This window comes from Pseudomonadota bacterium (genome assembly GCA_030860485.1).
In the GTDB taxonomy this organism is placed as follows: Bacteria; Pseudomonadota; Gammaproteobacteria; order JACCXJ01; family JACCXJ01; genus JACCXJ01.
Genome location: JALZID010000196.1, coordinates 1 through 14962, shown reverse-complemented (window position 1 = coordinate 14962; position 14962 = coordinate 1). Strand labels below are relative to the sequence as shown.

General features: G+C 66.8%; 15 protein-coding genes. 3 read left to right on the top strand and 12 right to left on the bottom strand.

Going from position 1 to position 14962, the window contains the following annotated elements; all coding sequences use genetic code 11:
- Nucleotides 1-11: 11 nt before the first annotated feature.
- The 10 genes from pabC to mpl form a co-directional block, all read right to left on the bottom strand.
- Nucleotides 12-872 (bottom strand): aminodeoxychorismate lyase, encoded by an 861-nt coding sequence (gene pabC / locus M3461_11130; protein ID MDQ3774866.1) that lies wholly within the window; start codon nucleotides 870-872, stop codon nucleotides 12-14.
- A gap of 9 nt (nucleotides 873-881) precedes the next feature.
- Nucleotides 882-2129, bottom strand: a complete 1248-nt coding sequence (gene fabF, locus M3461_11125) for a beta-ketoacyl-ACP synthase II (protein MDQ3774865.1) — start codon at nucleotides 2127-2129, stop codon at nucleotides 882-884.
- Between the two features lie 77 nt (nucleotides 2130-2206).
- Complete coding sequence (gene acpP, locus M3461_11120; GenBank protein MDQ3774864.1) at nucleotides 2207-2446, bottom strand: acyl carrier protein; 240 nt, start codon at nucleotides 2444-2446, stop codon at nucleotides 2207-2209.
- Between the two features lie 138 nt (nucleotides 2447-2584).
- Nucleotides 2585-3331 (bottom strand): 3-oxoacyl-ACP reductase FabG, encoded by a 747-nt coding sequence (gene fabG, locus M3461_11115; GenBank protein ID MDQ3774863.1) that lies wholly within the window; start codon nucleotides 3329-3331, stop codon nucleotides 2585-2587.
- Nucleotides 3328-4263, bottom strand: a complete 936-nt coding sequence (fabD, locus tag M3461_11110; GenBank protein ID MDQ3774862.1) for an ACP S-malonyltransferase — start codon at nucleotides 4261-4263, stop codon at nucleotides 3328-3330. Before fabD ends, fabG begins: the two co-directional genes overlap by 4 nt.
- Nucleotides 4264-4276: 13 nt before the next feature.
- Nucleotides 4277-5254, bottom strand: coding sequence for a ketoacyl-ACP synthase III (locus tag M3461_11105; GenBank protein ID MDQ3774861.1), 978 nt, complete (start codon nucleotides 5252-5254; stop codon nucleotides 4277-4279).
- On the bottom strand, nucleotides 5251-6270 hold the full coding sequence (gene plsX / locus M3461_11100; GenBank protein ID MDQ3774860.1) for a phosphate acyltransferase PlsX: 1020 nt from the start codon (nucleotides 6268-6270) through the stop codon (nucleotides 5251-5253). Before plsX ends, M3461_11105 begins: the two co-directional genes overlap by 4 nt.
- A 25-nt stretch (nucleotides 6271-6295) precedes the next feature.
- A complete protein-coding gene (rpmF, locus tag M3461_11095) occupies nucleotides 6296-6493 on the bottom strand; it encodes a 50S ribosomal protein L32 (protein MDQ3774859.1) in 198 nt (65 codons plus the stop codon).
- 85 nt (nucleotides 6494-6578) lie between these two features.
- Nucleotides 6579-7127 carry a YceD family protein gene (locus tag M3461_11090; GenBank protein MDQ3774858.1) on the bottom strand — a complete coding sequence of 183 codons (549 nt, stop codon included), beginning with the start codon at nucleotides 7125-7127 and terminating at the stop codon, nucleotides 6579-6581.
- Between the two features lie 64 nt (nucleotides 7128-7191).
- Nucleotides 7192-8544, bottom strand: a complete 1353-nt coding sequence (gene mpl / locus M3461_11085; GenBank protein MDQ3774857.1) for a UDP-N-acetylmuramate:L-alanyl-gamma-D-glutamyl-meso-diaminopimelate ligase — start codon at nucleotides 8542-8544, stop codon at nucleotides 7192-7194.
- Nucleotides 8545-8756: 212 nt separating this feature from the next.
- Here mpl and M3461_11080 point away from each other — a divergent pair, with 212 nt between their 5' ends.
- Nucleotides 8757-9260 (top strand): group 1 truncated hemoglobin, encoded by a 504-nt coding sequence (locus tag M3461_11080; protein ID MDQ3774856.1) that lies wholly within the window; start codon nucleotides 8757-8759, stop codon nucleotides 9258-9260.
- A gap of 53 nt (nucleotides 9261-9313) precedes the next feature.
- On the opposite strand, the gene M3461_11075 is transcribed toward M3461_11080, so the two are convergent.
- Nucleotides 9314-10354 carry a metal-dependent hydrolase gene (locus M3461_11075; GenBank protein ID MDQ3774855.1) on the bottom strand — a complete coding sequence of 347 codons (1041 nt, stop codon included), beginning with the start codon at nucleotides 10352-10354 and terminating at the stop codon, nucleotides 9314-9316.
- Nucleotides 10355-10437: 83 nt separating this feature from the next.
- A complete protein-coding gene (locus M3461_11070; protein ID MDQ3774854.1) occupies nucleotides 10438-11085 on the bottom strand; it encodes a TetR/AcrR family transcriptional regulator in 648 nt (215 codons plus the stop codon).
- A 110-nt stretch (nucleotides 11086-11195) separates the two neighbouring features.
- Between M3461_11070 and M3461_11065 the strand changes: the two genes are divergently transcribed.
- Nucleotides 11196-12047: a glutaminyl-peptide cyclotransferase gene (locus M3461_11065; protein MDQ3774853.1), complete on the top strand. Its 852-nt coding sequence runs from the start codon at nucleotides 11196-11198 to the stop codon at nucleotides 12045-12047.
- An 8-nt stretch (nucleotides 12048-12055) separates the two neighbouring features.
- Nucleotides 12056-14761, top strand: coding sequence for a protein kinase (locus M3461_11060; protein ID MDQ3774852.1), 2706 nt, complete (start codon nucleotides 12056-12058; stop codon nucleotides 14759-14761).
- Nucleotides 14762-14962 lie beyond the last annotated feature (201 nt).

Sequence of the window (14962 nt, the reverse complement as noted above, 5' to 3'; positions counted from 1 at the left end):
GTCCCGCCACCTTACGTCCCGCCGATGGCGTCGGGCCCCATCGCTGCCGTCACCCCAGTCAACAGATCGCAAGCCGCGTAGCGGCGTGCCCCTTCGCCCTGCAACTCGCGGATGGGCCAGACACCCACGAGGCTGTTGCACACGAAGGCGGTCTCGGCGGTATACATCTCGGCGAGGTCCACCGTCCGGATCTCCGTCTCCAGGCCGACGCGCGCCGCCGCCTCGATGCAAAGCCCGCGCATGATCCCGAGGACGCCGGACTCGGACAGATCGGGGGTCACGAGCCGTCCGGCCCGGACAAGGAACAGGTTGGTCATGGTGCCCTCGATCACGCGACCTCCGGTGTCCAGCATCAGGCCCTCATGAACCTCGGCATCGGCCCATTCGTGGCGTGCGAGGACCTGCTCCAAGCGGTTCAAGTGCTTGATGCCGGCCAGGACGGGGTTGCGCGAGAGACGCGTGGCGCACACGCGCACGACGATGCCGCTCCGGTACAGGGCCGGTGGATAGGGCCGCCAGGGATGACGCGCGAAGATCCGGGTGGGCTTTGCAGGGTCGGGGGGACGGTAGCCCCGACCGCCCACACCGCGCGTGACGATGAGCTTCAGCACCGCGTGATCGACGTCCGCACAGAGTCGGTCCAGGTCCCCCCTGAGCAGCGTGTCCTCCGGGCAAGCGATTCCGAGGCGCGCACAACCGAGCCTCAGGCGTTCGAGATGGCGCTCCCAATGGGGGACGACTCCGGCGCTTACCGGGAGGGTCTCGAACACACCGTCCCCGTAGTTCAGTCCACGGTCGGCGACGGACACGGCCCGCGCCAGCCGGCCGTCGATGAGGACGAGGTCCGGCTCCGGTGAAGATGGGTGCGCCAAGCGCTGTGCTCAGATCCTCCGAAAAGCGAGCGTCGCGTTCGTACCCCCGAAGCCGAAGGAGTTCGAGAGCACGGTGTCGATCCTCATCCGCCGGGCCTCGTTCGGGACATAGTCGAGATCGCATTCGGGATCGGGGGTCATGAGGTTGATGGTGGGCGGCGCCACCTGGTCGCGGATTGCGAGGATCGAGAAGATGACCTCGACCCCACCCGCGGCGCCGAGCATATGCCCCACCATGGACTTGGTGGAGCTCATGGCGAGACGGTAGGCATGATCGCCGAAGACCCGCTTCACGGCCTCGGTCTCCGCCTGGTCACCGGCCGGGGTGGAGGTTCCGTGGGCGTTGATGTAATCGACCGCCTCGGGCTCGATACCGGCGTCACGCAGCGCGTGCACCATGCAGCGCCCGGCGCCCTCCCCACCGGGCGAGGGGGCGGTCATGTGGTAGGCGTCGGCACTGAGCCCATAGCCCGCGAGCTCGGCATAGATCGCCGCCCCCCGCCGCTTCGCGTGATCGAGGGCCTCCAGGACCACGATACCCGCGCCGTCCGCCAGCACGAAGCCGTCGCGGTCCCGATCCCACGGCCGGCTCGCGGTCGCGGGGTCGTCGTTGCGGGTCGAGAGGGCGCGTGCCGCGGCGAAACCGCCGAGACCCGTGGGCGTGGTCGCCATCTCGGAACCCCCCGCAATCATGACGTCCGCGTCTCCGCGCTCGATCATGCGCGCCGCCTCGCCGATGCAATGGGTTCCGGTGGAGCAGGCGCTCACGATACCGAAATTGGGGCCGCGCAGCCCGTATTTGATCGACAGGTTGCCCGAGGTCATGTTAATGATGTTGCTCGGGATATAGAAGGGTGAGATCTTCCTGGGGCCGCCCGCCTCATAGGCCACGCGCATCTCTTCGATGCCCGAGAGCCCCCCGATCCCGGAACCGACGATGACGCCCATGCGATCGGCCTCGGCCTCGGTGACCTCGATTCCGGCATCCTGGATGGCCTGGATGCCGGCCGCCATCCCGAAGCGCATGAAGGGGTCCATCTTGCGCGCGTCCTTCGGCGACAGATAATCGCTGATGTCGAACCCCCGGATCTGGCCGCCGATCCGCACCGTGAACGCCGATGTGTCGAACAGGGTGATGGGGCCGATCCCACTCTTCCCGGCCAGGATATTGGCCCACGCCTCCGGTACGGTATTGCCCACCGGGCACACCATCCCGACCCCGGTCACCACCACGCGACGCCTCTCGACCGCATTCATCGTTCAATCTCGACTCAAATACAAAGGCCGCGTCACTTGCCGAGGAACGCGGCCTTGTGCCGGGAACTCCTCGACACCTAGGCTACTACATGCGCCGACACATAATCGATGGCCTGTTGCACGGTCGTGATCTTCTCGGCGTCCTCGTCGGGGATCTCGGTCTTGAATTCTTCTTCCAGTGCCATGACGAGCTCTACGGTGTCCAGTGAATCGGCGCCGAGGTCCTCCACGAACGAGGCTTCGTTGGTCACCTCGTCTTCTTTGACCCCCAGCTGCTCGACCACGATCTTCTTGACACGTTCTTCTACGTTGCTCATAGCCCAATGGTCCTCCCGGATCCGAGTGCCGCTGTGTGCGCGGCGCCGGTTAGTGTAGTGGAAAAGCGCCAACTTGCAAGCCAGCCGGGTTCGCGTGCCCTCCCTGGCGATGCGCATGCAAGCCATTGATATTAAACACTAGGACATGTACATCCCGCCGTTCAGGTGCAGGGTGTGGCCGGTGATGTAGGCGGCATCACGCGAGGCCAGGAAGGCGACCGCGGCGGCGACTTCGGCCGCCGTGCCCAGCCGTCCCAGGGGGATGTTGCGCAACAATTCCGCGCGCCACTCGTCGGTGAGCCCACGGGTCATGTCGGTATCGATGAAGCCCGGCGCCACGGCGTTGACGGTGATCCCGCGCGAGGCGACCTCACGGGCCAAGGCCCTGGTGAAGCCGATCGTACCGGCCTTGGCGGCGGCGTAGTTGCACTGGCCGGGGTTGCCGGTCGCCCCCACCACCGAAGCGACGTTGATGATCCGGCCGAAGCGCGCCTTCATCATGGCGCGCAGACAGGCCTTGGTCAGGCGGTAGACGCCGCCGAGGTTGACATCGATGCAGCGCTGCCATTCGTCCTCGCTCATGCGCAGGAGCAGGTTATCGAAGGTGGCCCCGGCGTTGTTGACGAGCACCGCCGGCAGGCTCCCCGCCTGGGCCAAGTCGACCATCAGCGCCTCGACGCCGGCACGCTCCGCGATGTCCACCACATAGGCCCGAGCGTGCAGGCCATGCTCCTGAAACGACGCCCGGATCGCATCGACCCCCACCCGCGAGGTCGCGGTACCGACGACGGCATAGCCGCGACGGCAGAGCTCCAGCGCGACGGCCTGGCCGATCCCGCGGCTCGCGCCGGTGACGAGCGCGGTCTGGGCGGGTTCGTGGTTCATCTCATCTCTCCGAGCGCGTTCTCCAGGTCCTCCGGGGTGTCGGTGACGAAGGTCTTGAGACCGGGGTCAATGCGCTTGCAGAGTCCCGCGAGGACCCGGCCCGGGCCGCATTCGACCACCGCATCGACCCCTTCCCGGCACAGGCGCCGGATCACCTCCACCCAGCGCACCGGTTTGAACAATTGCTCGGACAGTACCCGTGCGATCTCCTCGGGGTCCCCATGGCTGCACACATCGGCGTTGTGAACGACCGGTATGGCGGGCGTCTCGATCCGAACCGTTTGCAGGCGCTCTTGCAGCCGGAGCGCCGCGGGCCTCATGAGGGCGCAATGGGAAGGCACACTCACCGGCAGCACCACTGCCCGCCGCGCCCCAAGGTCCCTGGCACGCAGGACGGCGGCCTCGACCGCGCTCGTGTCCCCCGCGATCACTATCTGTGCCGGGGCGTTGAAGTTGGCGCAAGACACGATCTCGCCGCCGATCCCCGCACCGCGGCAGGCACGGGCGACCGCTTCATCGTCGAGGCCCAGGATGGCGGCCATCTTCCCGGCGCCGGGTGGCACGGCCTCCTGCATATAACGCCCGCGATCGGCACAGAGGGTCACGGCTTCGCGAAACGGCAAGGCCCCGGCGCACACCAGCGCGGTGTATTCCCCGAGGCTGTGGCCCGCGACCCGGGCCGGCCGCGCCCCCCCCTTCGCGGTCCAGACGCGCCACACCGCCACCCCCGCCGCGAGCAGGGCCGGCTGGGTCTTCTCGGTCCGATCCAGGGCCTCGGCCGGGCCGCTCTGGACCAGCGCCCAGAGGTCATAGCCCAGGGCCTCGGAGGCCTCCGCAAAAGTGTCGCGGACGGCGGGGTAGGTCGCGGCCAGGTCCTTCAACATGCCGACCGACTGGGACCCCTGTCCCGGAAATACGAAGCCGCCTACCATCCAACCCGCCGCATCAATAACGCACCAGGGCCGAGCCCCAGGTGAAGCCCCCGCCGAAGGCCTCGAGAAGCAGGAGCTCGCCGCGTCGGATCCGCCCGTCGCGGACGGCGCAATCGAGGGCCAGCGGTACCGAGGCGGCGGAGGTGTTGGCATGGTCCTCGACGGTCAGAACCACGCGGCTCATGGGCAGATCGAGCTTCTTGGCGGTCGCGGCGATGATGCGGGTATTGGCCTGATGGGGCACGAGCCAGTCGATGTCCGTCTTGGCGAGCCGGTTGGCCGCGAGCGTCTCGTCAACGATGCGATCCAGGGCCTTGACCGCGGCCTTGAAGACCTCGCTGCCCGCCATCTTGATATAGCCCGGCACGGGAGCGCCCGACCCTGGCCGGTCACACCGCCTTGGGCCGCCCGACGGCACGTTGAGGAGATTTTGATAGCGGCCGTCGGCGTGCAGGTGGGTGCTCACGATGCCGGGACCCTCGGCCGCCTCGATGACGACCGCGCCGGCGCCATCGCCGAACAAGACGCAGGTGCTCCGATCGGTCCAGTCGACGATACGGGAAAAGGTCTCGGCGCCCACCACCAGGGCCCGGTCTGCGGACCCCGTGCGGATGAACTTGTCGGCAATATCGAGGGCATAGATGAAACCCGTGCACACCGCCTGGATGTCGAAGGCCGGCCCATCGTGGATGTCCAGGCGTTCCTGCAGAAGACAAGCGGTGCTCGGGAAGATCATGTCCGGCGTCGCGGTCCCGACCACGACGAGGTCGATGTCACGAGGACCCACCCCGGCGGCTTCGAGCGCCCGGCGCGAGGCCTGCTCGCCCAGATCGCAGGTGGTCTCTCCCTCGGCCGCGATATGGCGCTTGCGTACGCCGGTGCGATCGACGATCCATTCCTCGCTCGTGTCCACCATGCGCGCCAGATCGGCGTTGGTCAAGACGCGCTCCGGGAGATAGCCCCCCGTGCCCGCGATGCGGGAATACCTCAAACCGCCCGCCTCTCGTCGAAGATCACCTGCAGCTCCCCGCTGATGCGCTCGGGCACGCCCTTCTTGACCTCCAGCATGGCCTCTTCGATGGCGTTGGCGAAGGAGATGGCATCGGCGCCGCCGTGGCTCTTGATGACGATGCCGCGCAGACCGAGGAGGCTGGCGCCGTTGTATTGCCTGGGATCGAGGCGCTCCATGACGGCCCGCAGCACCGGCTTCGAGACCCAGGCGGCGAGGCGGGACAGGGGTGTCCTCAGGAACTCGTCCCTGGCGAAGCGCATGAGCATGCGCGCCACGCCCTCGCTGGCCTTGAGCGCGATGTTGCCGACGAAGCCGTCGCACACGATGACGTCCACCGCGCCTTCATAGATGTCGTCGCCCTCCACGAAGCCGACGTAGTTCAGGTTGCTCTGGGCGAGCAGCGCCGCGGCGCCCTTGACCTGGTCGTGGCCCTTGATCTCCTCGACCCCGACGTTCAAGAGTGCGACGCTGGGCGCCGGTTTGTTGTCGACGGCGCTGGTCAAGGCCACCCCCATGAGCGCGAACTGCAGGAGTTGCTCGGGGGTTGAATCGACGTTGGCGCCGAGGTCGAGGACACGGGAGTGGCCGCGCGTCGCGGCGGGCATCGCCGAGCAGATCGCCGGGCGCTCGATGCCAGGCAGCATCTTCAGCACGAAGCGCGCCGTGGCCACGAGCGCCCCGGTGTTACCGGCGCTCACGCAGGCATCGGCCGCCCCGGCCTTCACCAGATCGATAGCGACGCGCATGGACGAGTCCTTCTTGGTGCGCAGGGCCTGGGAGGGCGCCTCGTCCATGCCGACCTCCTGGCTAGAGTGGCGGATCGCGAGGCGATCTCTCCGCACCCCATTGTAGGATGCGAGCACCTTCTCCAGCGCCTCTTCCCTGCCCACCAGGATCAGGTGCAGATCGGGGTGCTGGCGGAGCGCCGCCACGGCGGCCGGGACCACCGCGGCGGGCCCATGGTCGCCACCCATCGCGTCGAGGGCGAGGAGCATCGATGCCCGCGGCTCGATTGCGGCGTTAACCCTCGTCCTCTTCGCTCTTGACCTTCACGACCAGCGCCTGACGGCCGCGGTAGTAGCCCGTCGGGCTGATGTGGTGACGGCGGTGGATCTCCCCCGTGGTCGATTCTATCGAGATCGCGGCCGCGTTGAGCCGGTCGTGAGACCTGCGCATGTCCCGTCGCGACGACGATTTTCGATTCTGCTGTACAGCCATGATTCGTTCCTCAGAGGTTCCAATGTCCCAAGCATTGTGTCCCCGGCGCCAATGTCCGAATCGCACTACGACGGGCCCGGCCCGCTCAGCCGGCCGGCCTCCGAATACGCGACAATTCCGCGAACGGTTTGCGTGGCGCCTCGGACGGCGCACGGTCCCAAAGGTACCGGCGCCACACGCCGACGGGACAGTTCTCATGCATCGGTGCCATGGGGAGCGCGAGCATGAGCTCATCCTCGACCAGATCCGAGAGCGATATCGTATCGCCCACGAGTAGCACGGCGTCGTAGCCGCCGGGCGGCGGTGTCTCGCCCTCCGCATCGGTATCCGCTTTGGTAAAGGCCAGGCGCACGGCCGTGGCGATCGCGATCTCCATGGCCTCCAGGCAGCGCTGGCAGCGCACCGGGAGCCGCGCCGTGACGTCGCCGACAGCCATGTCACGACCCTGCTCGTCCCTCTGAAAGCGCATGTCGATGAAGACCGTCCCCTCCCCATCGTAAAGGCTGGCTGCGAGCCGTTCCATGCGCGCCAGGGACAAGCGACCGCACAAACGAACCTCCCGCTCCGCGAGGCGCGGCGGATCGATGCGTTCGGGAAGCCCCGCTACCCGTGCCACGGCCGCATTATAGGGCAAGGTGCCAGGGGTGGAAAACGGGCCCCGTGACCCAATGGGTCCGTGCGTAGCGGGCGGATACGGGCTAGCCCAGGGCGGCGATGAGCCGCTCCTGGATCCCGCCGAAACCCCCGTTGCTTATCACCACCACCCGGTCGCCGGGGCGGGCCAGCTCGGCGACGTGCATTACGATCTCGGCGATATCCTCGGACACGCGGCGGCGGGTGCCTAGAGCAACGGTTTCCGCCAAAAGGTCCCAGCGCAGATCGGGCGGGGAGTACAGGAAGATCAGGTCGGCATCGTGGAAGGCGCCGGCCAGCGCGCCGGCGTAGAGACCCAACCGCATCGTGTTCGAGCGTGGCTCGAAGACCGCGATGATGCGCCCCTCGCCGCCCTGCCGCCGCAGTGCGGACAGGGTCGCGGCGATCTCGGTCGGGTGGTGGGCGAAGTCGTCGTACACGCTGACCCCGCGCGCCACGGCGAGCCGCTCGAGCCGGCGTTTGACGCCCTGGAAACGGTTGAGCGCCGTGATCGATGCGCGAGGTGCGATGCCGAAGTGCCGTGCCATCGCGAGTGCGCAGAGGGCATTGCGCGCATTGTGGGCCCCGATCTGCGACCACGCCACGGTGCCGAGTTCCTGGCCTTGGAAGAACACCTCGAAGGCGCTGTGGTCCGGGCACACCGCCCGGCAGCACCAGTCCGACCCCTCGCCCTCAAAGGTGGTCACCGGGCTCCACAGCCCCATGGCCAGGACCTCGTCCACGACCGGATCGGGCGCGGGCCGGACGATGATCCCGCGACCCGGGACGGTGCGTACCAGGTGATGGAACTGGCGTTTGATAGCTTCGAGGTCCGGGAAGATATCGCCGTGGTCGAATTCGATGTTGGTGATGATGAGGCCAAGCGGGCGATAGTGGACGAACTTCGAGCGCTTGTCGAAGAACGCGGTGTCGTACTCGTCGGCCTCGACGACGAACGCGGTACCGCTCCCGAGCCGCGCAGAGACGCCGAAGTCCCGGGGCACGCCCCCGATGAGGAACCCGGGCGCCTGTCCCGCGGCCTCGAGGAGGAACGCCAGGAGGCTCGCGGTCGTGGTCTTGCCGTGCGTCCCCGAGACGGCCAACACGTAGCGCCCTCGAAGCACCGTCTCGGCGAGCCATTGGGGTCCCGAGGTATAGGGGATCCCGAGGTCCAAGACATATTCCACGCAGGGGTTGCCGCGCGACAGGGCGTTGCCGACCAGAACCAGATCGGGCGCCGGCCGGAGGTAAGTTTCGCGGTAGCCGCCGAGAACCTCGATCCCCTCGCGCTCGAGCAGCGTGCTCATGGGCGGATAGACACCCGCATCGCAACCCCGCACCTCATGTCCCAGCGCCCTGGCGATGAGGGCGAGCCCACCCATGAAGCTGCCGCAAATGCCGAGGATCAGGAGGTTCACGAAAGGAGTGGCATCTTCACGGGTAGAGCGGGGAGAAAACGCCGGTCAAATGGGGTTATCATGGAACGCGCCGTGGACTGTACCAGGCGGACTTTACCACAGGGTGGGTGCTTTACCTGGCGGGGCCCGGAATGCGCTTGCCGCCCTTCGATTCGCGGTATCATTCGGGCGGGAGACCGCTCACACCAGCTACTCACTCGAGGAGATTAACAATGACAAGACCTACGAAATCGCTAGCGGCCACGCTGCTGATCACGCTTCTGGCGGTGGTCGGGTGCGGCGAGGACAAGGCGCCGACACCCGCGGCGGGCGTCCCGGCTCCGGCTGCTCCCCAGAAGGCTCCGGCTGCTTCCCAGAGTTTGTTCGAACGACTCGGCGGCCAGGAGGGGATCGAGGCGGTGGTCGATGCTCTCCTGGTCAACATCGGTGCCGACAGCCGCATCAAACACTATTTCAACAACCTGAACCAGGTACGGTTCAAGGCCAATAATGTGGCGTTCCTGTGCGAGAAGACCGGCGGACCGTGCAGCTACACCGGCGCCGAGATCAAGAAGGTACACAAGAGTCTGCAGGTAACCTCGGAGGACTTCGACGCCATGATGGAGGACATTGGCAAGACACTCGACGAGAAGGGCGTGGCCGAGGCCGACAAGAAAGAGGTGGTGGACCTGATGGCCTCCTACAAGCCAGATATCGTGAGCAGCTTTTCCCGGTGAGGGCCTACCGATGCGGCCCGCAGCGGTGCGGGCGGTGAGCAAGAGCCCCGCGCTCAACCCAACCGTTGACGCTCATTGGCGCTCCACAAGCGCAGACGGTACAAACGCCAGGCGCTCTCGGGCGAGCCCCTGCACATCCCGAAGCGAAAGGCCGGAACGAGGTGCGGCAGCGCGAAGCGCAGGTCCGTGAACCACAGACACGTCTGTGCCCCGGCGGTATCGATGCGGTGCAGGACCGGGTAGCCGGCGAATCGGCGAAAGCCCGCGAAATCCGGTTGCCGCCACACCTCACGGGCGAGGGGCGTCCAATGGGGATCGGTTCCGAAGCGCGGGTGGGCCACGAGACCCACATCGTCGCGGGGGCGGAAGGCGGCTGCGGTCTTGGGGAACCAGAGGGTGCCGAGGGCGGGCGGGAAGCGCCGCCGAAGCCGCAGGTGCGCCTCGTGGACGGTCGACCCCTCCGATATCAGCAACTTCCAGTTGAGCGGCGTAAAGGGCTGGGGCAGGGCCGCGATGTCTCGTGCACCGAGTCCGCGCTCGTTTGCGACGTCGAGGCCCATGTCGAGGGCCTCGGCGCGCAGCGCGGCGAGGAGACCCACGTACGCCAGGAGGGTCGTGAGTCCGATCAGGGCCGCCAATCGGCTGCCGCGGTGCACCGAGAGCCACAGACCCCCGGCGGTGACGGCCGTGAAATACGGGTCGAGGACGAAGGCGATGGGATAGGCATAGCGCTCGAAGGTTAGCGGGGCGAAGACCTCGGTCCCGTAGGCCGTGATCAGGTCCCCGGCGATGTGCGCCAGGACCCCCAAGAGCGCGGGCCCGTAGAAGTCGCGCCACCGGCGCCCATACCAGCGCGCCGCCAGGCTCGTCAGGAGAGCGGCCCAGGCGGGCATGAGGACGAGCGAATGGGTCAGCCCCTGGTGCGAATTCAAATAAAGGAGCGGGTCGATCCAGGACACCAGATAGTCGATGTCCGGAAAGGCCGCGGCCAGGAACGCCACCCGCACGCGTTCCCCTGTGGGCGTTTGCGGCGCACGACCCAGGGTGGCGCGGGCGAGGAGGGCACCGCTCAAAGCGTGCGTCAGGGTATCCATCGATCCACAGGGTGGCCGATCCGGCGGTCGAGCCGGGGTGGCGCATCGAGCCCCGGTGCCTACTCTATATTTCCTTGGGCAGCCTAGGGGCCCGGTTCCCGGGCAGGGGGGTGCGGGTGGGCGCCCGGGCCGAACACGGCGTGAGAGGCCCCTTCCGCGATCCCAAGCAATCGGCCCAGGAACCGGCGGGTGTCGGTCGAGTCCGGGGATCCATCGCCCATCCAGTAGCAGAAGGTCGCGAGGTAGATGCTGGTCGTCGCCACCTCTTCGAGCGCCCGCCGGAGGTAGGAGGCGTCGCGGTACGCGGCCTCGCGCATCCACTGCACCGTGCGGCTGATGCGCAAGAGCCCCGGGATCTGGATGTGCAGGTGGCCGGGTTCGAGCTTGCCCCCGATCATCTGGCGAGTCACCCGCCGGTGGGGGGCGAGCGCCTCGAGCCAGGCCATGATCACCCGGTGCAGCCGGAGGCGCGTCGGCAGATCGAGAAAGCCGGGGGCCTCGGCCGCGCGCAGCATCGCCTCATCGGCGCGATCGAAGTACGCCTCCACGATGTCCTCCTTTTCCCGGAAGACACCCCGGATATCGTCGAGCGAGACCTCGAGGCGTGCGGCCACCGCATGCAACCTCACGGTCTCCCACGAGCCGTGCTCGGCGAGCGCGATCGCCGCATCGATGATGCGCTGCGAGAAACGAGTATCTGTGCGGGTATCTTGCGCAGGATCGGCGTCCATGTGCGGGCCTCCACGCTCCGGATCGGGCACCATCAAGTATAGTCTCGGAACATAGCACGCTGACAGCACAGACGCGCCACCGCCGGACCGCTGGAATAGGAATAGACAAATTGAGGGACCGGCTCATCCGGGGTGCCCTCTACGGCGTCCTCGCCGCGGCGGCACCGCTGTCCCCGGCCGACGCGCCGGTCTACGGATATCGGGTGGTGCGGGAATACCCGCACGACCCCTCGGCCTTTACCCAGGGGCTGGTGTACGTGGACGGTCATCTCTACGAGAGCACGGGGCTCGAGGGCGCTTCCTCGCTGCGACAGGTCGATCTGGAGACCGGCAAGGTCATCCGCCGGCGGGCGCTCAAGCCAGACGAGTTCGGGGAGGGGCTCACCGACTGGGGCGGGCGTCTTCTACAACTCACCTGGACCGGCATGCGCGGCTTCATCTACGAGCGCGCTAGCCTCGCGGTGAGCGGGACATTCCACTACGCCGGCGAGGGCTGGGGGCTGACCCATGACGGCCGGCGGCTCATCCTGAGTGACGGCACCGCGGTGCTACGCTTCCTCGACCCCGAGACGTTTCGCGAGATCGGGCGGCTCCCGGTGCATGACGAGGGCCGGGCGGTGCCACGCCTGAACGAGCTGGAATACGTCCGCGGCGAGGTCTACGCCAACGTGTGGCAGAGCGATCGGGTGGCCCGCGTCTCCCTCGAGACCGGCGCGGTCCTGGGCTGGATCGACCTCACCGGGCTCTTGAGCGCGGCCGACCTACGCCACCCAGTCGATGTCCTGAACGGCATCGCCTACGACCCCGGCCGGGAACGCCTGTTCGTGACCGGCAAGTGGTGGCCCAAGCTCTTCGAGATTATTATAGTGGCTCCGGCAGAGGGGCCGGCCACATCACCCCGCGATCGGCCCGGGACCGCCGGGGCGCCGTCCCAGGACGTCGATTTCCAACAGCTGCCCTAAAACCGCCTATGCTCAACGAAGTCGTTGGCAACTACAAGATCCTCGGCAAGATCGGCGAGGGCGGCATGGGCGAGGTGTTCAAGGCCATCGATGTCATGCTCGAGCGCGAAGTCGCGATCAAGGTGCTGCGTCCCGAGCTTGCAGGTAAGGCGGAGATCGTCGCACGCTTCCGCAAAGAGGCGGTGGTGCTGGCCAAGCTCAACCATCCCAATATCGCCACGCTGTATAACTTCGTTCACCACGGCGATCGCTATTTCATGGTCATGGAATTCGCCCATGGCCAGACCCTCGACGTGATCATTGACCGCCACCCGAATGGGCTCCCGTGGCGGCGGTCACTAGAGCTTTTGCTGGATGCGCTGCATGCCATCGAGCACGCCCACAACCTCGACATCGTCCATCGCGATGTCAAGCCGTCCAACATGATGGTGAACGACAGGGATATCCTGAAAGTCCTGGATTTCGGGATCGCCCGCGTGCTCGGATCGGCGCGCCTGACGCGCGTGGGTCTCCTCGTCGGCACGTTGAAATACATGTCGCCCGAGCAGATCCGCGGCCGCGATACCGACGCGCGTTCCGATATCTATTCGCTCGGGATGGTCTTATACAAGATGCTGAGCGGGCGGATGCCGTTTGCGGCGGAGGGCGAGTTCGAGCTCATGCGGGCGCAGATCGAGGAGCATCCATCACCCCTGCGCGTGATCGTCCCGGAGGTACCGCGGGCGGTCGACGATGCGGTGCTGCAAGCCCTCGCGAAGTCCCCGAACGACCGCTTCCAGACTGCCGCCGAGTTCATCGATGCGATTGAGCAAGCGTTACGCGAAGATGCCAGCGGGTTCGTTGGAGAAGCCTCACCATGGAGTGTGCGTACCAAATCCGTCCGGAGTGAAAGCGCTCCGGTCCGCCCACGGCTAGGCATCTCGGGAAATCTCGCCCGCACCCCGAGCGAGATTTCGGGGCTGACCGGCCACGGGCGCCGCGCAACGGATGACGCATCGGCCCCGACAGAGATCGATATCGTTCCTGAGCCTCTCCCGGCATGGAAGCCGCCGCCCCCGCTGGGACGGCGACTGGTCGAGGCACCTGTCGAGCCACCGCCTGTGCGGTCACCGCCCTACGATGCACCGCGGAGGCAAGTGCAACAACCTATAAAGCCAGGAGGAGCAACGCCGGATGCCATCATTCGATCGCTATTGGCGCTGGAAAGAGAGCTCCCGCCACAACCGCCTGGCGGACGCTCGGCGAGGATTGCTCCTCAACGGGAAGATCCCCGGCCAACGACGCCCGCATCGCTCGACGAAACGCCGACGGAGCATCGCGCGGGGGGTAGGGATTCGCCGCGCGCCGCCGGCATGTCCCGGGCAGGAGTGGCGCGGTGGGTCTTTCGCTTCGCAATCCTTTTGGCCGCAGGCTTGACGATCGCCATCCTGAACGGGGCATTCTCGCCGCAACTCGATCGGCTGCGAATTGTCTGGCTAATGCAGCGGGGCGAGGAGGCTCTGGCGGCCGGCAAGATGAGCGGACCCGGAGGCGACACGGCCACGAAATATGCGGAAGAGGCGTTGCAGCTTGCACCGGAACAAGTCGAGGCCAGAAAGTTGTTGGCGGATGTGGTCGCTCGGCTGGTGGAAACCGGTGAATCGTCGGTCAAACAGGGTGAGCTCCCCGAGGCAAAGCTGCACTGGGCCGAAGCTCGGCGGCTCGCGGTGAAGTATGCGGCAGGCGAGGAAGAGGTCGCGATGCTCGAAAAACGCATCGTGGCCGAGGAAGCGCGGCGAGCGGCGATCGTTCGCCAAAAAGAGGCCGAAGAACAAAAAAGAAAACACATCGCTGCTCTTATCGAGCAAGGGCGCGAGGCCCTCAATGCCGGCCGCTTGCGTGAAGCCGTGGCGCAAGCCCAGGAAGTCTTGGGCCTTGCGCCGGAAAGCGCCGAGGCCCGACAAGTCCTGAACGACGCGGCCGAAGGCATGGTCAAGGACGCCGAGGACGCCCTCACCCATGGCGATCTCGCGGCGGCGAAGACCCAGGCACAAGACGCACGTGCCCTGGTTCAGCAACACAGCTTGCCGCAGGCGAAGCTGGCCGATGTGAGGGCTCGAATCGCGCAAGAGGAGCAGCGGCGTGCCGAGCTTGAGCGGCAAAGGCAGGAGCAAGAGCGGCAGGCCGAGCAGAAGCGGGCCGAGGAGGCCGCGCTTGCGGCCCGCATCAACGGACTCTCCTCCGTCACGGAACAAGAACGCGAGATCGAAAAGCTGCGGCCGGAGCTGGAGAGCATGCGCAGGGAGCAAGCTCCGAGCCCCACACCCGTGCCTACACCAGCACCTGGGCCTACACCGGCGCGCGACCAACCTGTGGGTGTTTCGCCCGAGCCGGCCGGCCAGGCCGCGGCGGTCGAGATCCTGGCAGCGACCCCGACACAAACGCTGGCGAGGCCCGGGAACACGATCGAGTTTTATACCCGCTTCCACCTCGTCCCCCCACCCGGGCGGGGGGGCGCCTATGTGGAGGCAACCTGGGTGCTCAAACGTGATGGCCGAAGCCTCGGGGAACCAGGCGCCGCGTCGGTCTTCGCGAAGGCCGGGATCGGTACCCTGTCGACCGCGCTTACCCTCCCTGCGGGCATGGCGCGGGGGCGTTACACGGTGGAGCATCGGATAGAGACCGAGAACGGAGAGGACAGTGCCCGCTCACATTTCTCCGTCGTCTCGCGATGAGGCTCGACGCCCATGGCGGGCGACCGACCTTGCCGCGTGGGTGTGACGCGATCCGAAAAGCGCAGGAGATGGGTCGTTAGGGTGCGCCGGGGAAACCGGCAAGGTGTGAAGGAGTGAAAGTCTCCGACAGTGAAGGTTTAGCCAACCACACTGGCCCCGAGTCATGCGTTGTAGTCGGTGACGGCTGCGGCGAAGCGTTGA

Coding starts and splice junctions, on each gene's coding strand:
- fabF (MDQ3774865.1), bottom strand. CDS start 2,129: ATGAATGCGGTCGAGAGGCGTCGCGTGGTGGTGACCGGGGTCGGGATG.
- acpP (MDQ3774864.1), bottom strand. CDS start 2,446: ATGAGCAACGTAGAAGAACGTGTCAAGAAGATCGTGGTCGAGCAGCTG.
- fabG (MDQ3774863.1), bottom strand. CDS start 3,331: ATGAACCACGAACCCGCCCAGACCGCGCTCGTCACCGGCGCGAGCCGC.
- fabD (MDQ3774862.1), bottom strand. CDS start 4,263: ATGGTAGGCGGCTTCGTATTTCCGGGACAGGGGTCCCAGTCGGTCGGC.
- plsX (MDQ3774860.1), bottom strand. CDS start 6,270: ATGCTCCTCGCCCTCGACGCGATGGGTGGCGACCATGGGCCCGCCGCG.
- rpmF (MDQ3774859.1), bottom strand. CDS start 6,493: ATGGCTGTACAGCAGAATCGAAAATCGTCGTCGCGACGGGACATGCGC.
- M3461_11080 (MDQ3774856.1), top strand. CDS start 8,757: ATGACAAGACCTACGAAATCGCTAGCGGCCACGCTGCTGATCACGCTT.
- M3461_11075 (MDQ3774855.1), bottom strand. CDS start 10,354: ATGGATACCCTGACGCACGCTTTGAGCGGTGCCCTCCTCGCCCGCGCC.
- M3461_11070 (MDQ3774854.1), bottom strand. CDS start 11,085: ATGGACGCCGATCCTGCGCAAGATACCCGCACAGATACTCGTTTCTCG.
- M3461_11060 (MDQ3774852.1), top strand. CDS start 12,056: ATGCTCAACGAAGTCGTTGGCAACTACAAGATCCTCGGCAAGATCGGC.